5 protein-coding genes are annotated in these 4,397 nt (G+C 67.2%); 3 read left to right on the top strand and 2 right to left on the bottom strand.

All coding sequences use genetic code 11. From position 1 onward, the window contains the following. On the bottom strand, positions 1–1,468 hold a 1,468-nt coding region (locus VGR06_RS39505), incomplete at its 3' end, for a M14 family zinc carboxypeptidase (protein ID WP_327564361.1). Positions 1,469–1,647: 179 nt separating this feature from the next. Between VGR06_RS39505 and VGR06_RS39500 the strand changes: the two genes are divergently transcribed. Next, on the top strand, positions 1,648–1,797 hold the full coding sequence (locus VGR06_RS39500) for a hypothetical protein (RefSeq protein ID WP_327564360.1): 150 nt from the start codon (positions 1,648–1,650) through the stop codon (positions 1,795–1,797). A gap of 39 nt (positions 1,798–1,836) precedes the next feature. Beyond that, entirely contained in the window at positions 1,837–2,079 is a 243-nt protein-coding gene (locus VGR06_RS39495) for a hypothetical protein (RefSeq protein WP_327564359.1), read from the top strand. Between the two features lie 166 nt (positions 2,080–2,245). On the opposite strand, the gene VGR06_RS39490 is transcribed toward VGR06_RS39495, so the two are convergent. Continuing rightward, positions 2,246–3,007: an alpha/beta hydrolase gene (locus VGR06_RS39490; protein WP_327564358.1), complete on the bottom strand. Its 762-nt coding sequence runs from the start codon at positions 3,005–3,007 to the stop codon at positions 2,246–2,248. Positions 3,008–3,254: 247 nt separating this feature from the next. On the opposite strand from VGR06_RS39490, the gene VGR06_RS39485 reads away from it, so the two are divergent. Next, a partial coding sequence (locus VGR06_RS39485; protein ID WP_327564357.1) for a hypothetical protein occupies positions 3,255–4,397 on the top strand: 1,143 nt, incomplete at its 3' end.

Below are 4,397 nucleotides of genomic sequence, written 5' to 3'. Positions count from 1 at the left end.
GCAGCGGCACGGGCTCGGCGACCGGGTCGAGCGCAGCGCCGGAGCGGCCACCGCCGACGTTGAACAACAGCGGGTTGCTCCAGCCGCTCACGTCGTAGAAGTAGGGGAAGGGGACGTAGGTGTCTTCGTTGAGCATGGACTGGATCCAGTGCTTCTGCATCTGGGCCATCGGTATCCAGTACGTGCCGACGGGAAGGACGGTGGCCGCCTCCGGCCGGCCGTAGGCGCGGAAGTCGGGCACCGCCAGCGGCGCCGTCAGGCGGTGGACCTCGACGTCCATGCGCTGCAGCCGCCGCACCAGCGCCTGCACCTCGTCCGCCTTGCTCGGGTCGTCGGCGCGGAGGAAGTAGTGGCGGACGGGCTCTTCGGGCACCGGGAGCTGGACGCTGTTGCCCTTGTCGTTGACCTCGTTGGGCTCCAGCTGGCCGTCCACGCCCTGCCGGTAGGCCTCGGTCCACTCCTCGTGCCAGCGACGCAGGATGGCCTGCTTGTTCAGCGCGGCCTGCGAGATCGACACCCAGTGGGTGACGTAGTGCTGGTAGGTCCGCTGGGCGATCGGGTCGAAGTTCGCCTTCTCGAAGGTCATACCCGCCCCGCCGAATCCGGTTGCCGGGACGATGTCGCCGTAGACCATCGCGAAGAAATCGAACACCTTGTTCGTGAAGTACTGGATGTGCTGGCGGTCGAACTCGGCGGCCAAGGCGCCACCGTAGAGGTTGTCCTGCCAGTCCATCGATGCGGCCGTGACCTCGTGGTAGGTCGGGTCGGCGGTGGGCGGGAAGAAATAGTGGTTGCCGCCCATCTCGTGGGCGTCGACATAGAGCACACCCGGGTACTGGCGCAGCAGCTCCAGCTTGCTGTCGGTCTCCGTCTGGGTGCGGGCGAACCAGTCGCGGTTCATGTCGAACCCGTAGGAGTTTTGGCGGGTGTCGGCCTCGCGGCCGTCCGGGTTCTGGACCGGGATGAACCCCACCAGCGTGTTGTCCAGGATCTGCTGCGCGGCGCAATCGTCGCGGTCGGCCAGCTCGTACAGGACACGGAGCTCGGCGTCGGTCGGGCTCTCCTCGCCGCCGTGGACGTTCCCCATCAGCCACAGGATCGCTGGTGAGCGACGGGCGATGTCCGCCGCCCGCTGATCGGTGGTCGCCGGGTCACGTAGCGTCCGCGCCGCCTGCTGGATCCCGGCCAGCCCCTCCGGGGTCACGTTCTCCGGCCTTCCCACCAGCGCGTACCGGATCGGCCGCCCCTGCCAGGTCGTGCCCAGCGTGCCGCTGACGACGCGTGCGCTGGCTCCGTCCACGGCATCCACATAGGCATCCGATTGGGCGGCGGTTACCTCTTGCGAGCCGAGCGGGAAGCCGAGCACGTTCTCGGCGGTGGGCACCTCGCCCCGGAAGCTCGGCGGCGTCTGCATCGGGTCGCAGGACGCCACCCGCACCGCGGCCGCCGAACCGATGGGCCCCGCCACCACCCCAAGGGTAAGGAACAGGGCAGCGATCGCGGCAAGCAGGGACCGGATCCTCATCGAGGCCTCTCTCCCACAGGCGGGGCACCAGCAGCCGACCTCGGCCGAAGCCTCCACACCGAAGAGGCCCAGCGGCCGAACCGGCGTTACACCGCCGCAAAGTATGACGGATTGCCAGCCGCGTGCCAATTGGGCGTGCGCTGTGGGTGTGCCGGTCGGGTGGCACGATCGCCCTGGCCAACTGGACGCCGAGCGGCTTCGTCGGCTCGATCTTCCGCACCATGGGCAGGCATGTCCCGCCGCCACCCGGCGTCAACCCGCAGGGCTTGTGAGGGACCGAGGAACGGCTGGCTGAGCTGCTGGGCGACGGCGTGTCGCAGCTGACCGCGAGCCGGCGTGAGTTTGTCTTCCGCTTCCGTTCCCCGGCCGAGTTCGCAGACTTCTTCCGTCAGAATTACGGCCCGGTCCGCAAGGCCTTCGAGGCACTGGACGACTCCGGGCAGGAGCAGCTCCATGCCGACCGCACCGCGCTGGCGGCAACGCATGACCGTGCACCCGGACCATCGGTTGCGATGGCATCGGAATATCTGGAGGCGATCGCCGTCCGCCGTTAGCCGGCGCCAGTCCCCCGCATGCAGCCGTCTTGCGAGAGCCGGACCTCACAGGTGTGAGAAGTGTGAAACATCGCCGCATGGCTCATGGCTCGAATTGCGATCGGGTTCCATGGTGGCGGCGACCGTAGGCGCAAGTATCGATGGCCACTAATCAGCAGTCGTGCGTTTATGGCTTGTGTTGCAGGATGAGGCCGGCGATGAGGTCAGGCACGCGCAGGGGCAGCATGTGGTCACTTCCGGCGGCGGCGATCTCCTGGCATCCCGTGATTCGGGTCGCGATGGTGTGGGCACACGCGGTAACCATCGGGTGGTCTAGCTCGGCGGTCACCACCACGGACGGCACGTCGATGTGTTCGAGCCGGTTGAGGGCAGGCGGATCGGGCCGCAGCAGGTCACCTTCGGCGAAGAACGCCGTCGTCGCACTGGAGACTTGAGCCTCAACGTCGGGATGGTGGCCCGCGGGTGCCCAGGTCTGCAGGCCCAGTCTCATGATTCCTTCGCGGTCTCCGGCGCTCAACAGCGCCGCGAACTGCACAAAGTAGGGATCCTCTTCGGGCCAGGGATAGTCGGCCAGGCCGGGGGCGAGCAACACCAGCGCCCGGACACGGCTGGGCTCGGCGAGCGCGAGACTGATCGCCGTCCCACCTCCTCCACTGTGTCCAACCACGACCGCCGGCGGAACGGCGAGGTGGTCCAGCACCGCGCGCAGGTCACCGAGTTGAGTGAAGGGCACGCTCGGGGAGGGAGAGCGCCCGTAGCCGCGCACGTCGTAGCGGATGGTTCGCACGCGACGGCGTAGTCGCTGCATCACCGGCTTCCAGATGTCCGAGTCGCCCCAACCTGGATGCAAGAGGACGGCCGGTGGGTTATCGCCCGGACAGTCCTCGGCCCAGACGTCGCCATCGGATACCGGAACCCTCAGTTGCACGGTTCACATCCTTGCGGACGACACCACATGGTGACCGTTGCCTACAGACAGACCGCGTGAGGATGAAGTTCGGTGAATGGCGCTGCAACGCGCCGCGGCGTCGATTAGCTTTGCCGCAGATCGTGAAATGGTCGGCTGTGCGGCTTGGCCGCGAGATGGGGGCGTCGTGTCCGACTCCGTGCCAGAAGCGATGGTTGCCCCCGGGGTCCCCGATGACGTGGTCATCACCCTGACGCCACGAGAACCGGTGTCGGATCCCACGCTGGGCATCCCGGTTCAGGTGAGCGCCGTCGGACAGCCTCCCCATCGACTTGTCGCGATCGGGGATTCGCTGTTCCACGGCTTCCAAAGCGGCGCCGTGTTCCATACCGATCTGTCCGTTCCCGCGATCATCGCGTACGAGCTGGGGTGGTTCGACCAGTTCCGGTTCCCGTTGTACGGCGGCCCGGGTGGGCTACCGGTGAACATCGAGGTGCTGTTGCGCGAGCTAGAGCAGCGGTTCGGGACCCGCCTGGACTGGTGGGAGGTGCCGATGGCGCTGTTCCGGGGCAGGCAATGGATGGACGAGGTCGAGGACTACTGGGAGCGTGGGCCGGGATCGGTGGTCCCGCAACTCTCGGCGATCAACCACAACCTGGCGATATACGGCTGGGACCTGCGCGACGCCCTGGGTGTCACCGCGAAGGTTTGTGTCGAGCAGCTACGCCGTCCGAAGGACGACCTGATTCACCAGATCGTGGAGAACGACAGCCAGCGTGCGGCGCTTCGGGTCTACCCAACCGCGCCGAACGCTGCCCGGACGCTGACGGTGTTCGACGCGGCGGCGAAATTGGGCACAGAGGACGCTGGTGGCGCGGCCGACCATGGGATCGAGACGCTGGTGGTGCTCCTGGGCGCGAACAATGCGCTACCGACGGTGACTCAGCTGAAGGTGGTCTGGAGCGACGTGGGCTACGACGACCCGGTCCAGAAGCGGAAGTTCACCGTCTGGCGGCCGACCCACTTCATCGCGGAGCTGAGCAAGGTCGCCGAGCAGGTGCAAGCCATCAGCGCACGGCACGTCATCTGGTGCACAGTCCCGCACGTGACGATTCCGCCGATCAGCCGCGGCGTAGGACCGAAGATCGAGCCCGGATCCCGATACTTCCCCTACTACACCCGGCCATGGATCAGCGACCGGGCCTTCGACCCCCGCCGTGATCCGCACATCACCTCACAGCAGGCGCGTGCGGTCGACAGCGCAATCGACCAGTACAACGACGCCATTGTCGAGGTCGTGCGGGCCGCGCGTACCGACGGCCATGACTGGTACGTGTACGACGTCGCCGGGCTGCTGGATCGCCTCGCCCAGCGCCGTTACATCAACGATCCGCTGGCCCGGCCACCGTGG

Origin of the sequence: Actinophytocola sp. (assembly GCF_036002505.1) — a bacterium.
Taxonomy (GTDB): Bacteria; Actinomycetota; Actinomycetes; order Mycobacteriales; family Pseudonocardiaceae; genus DASYTH01.
This window is presented reverse-complemented; position numbering and strand designations above follow the sequence as displayed.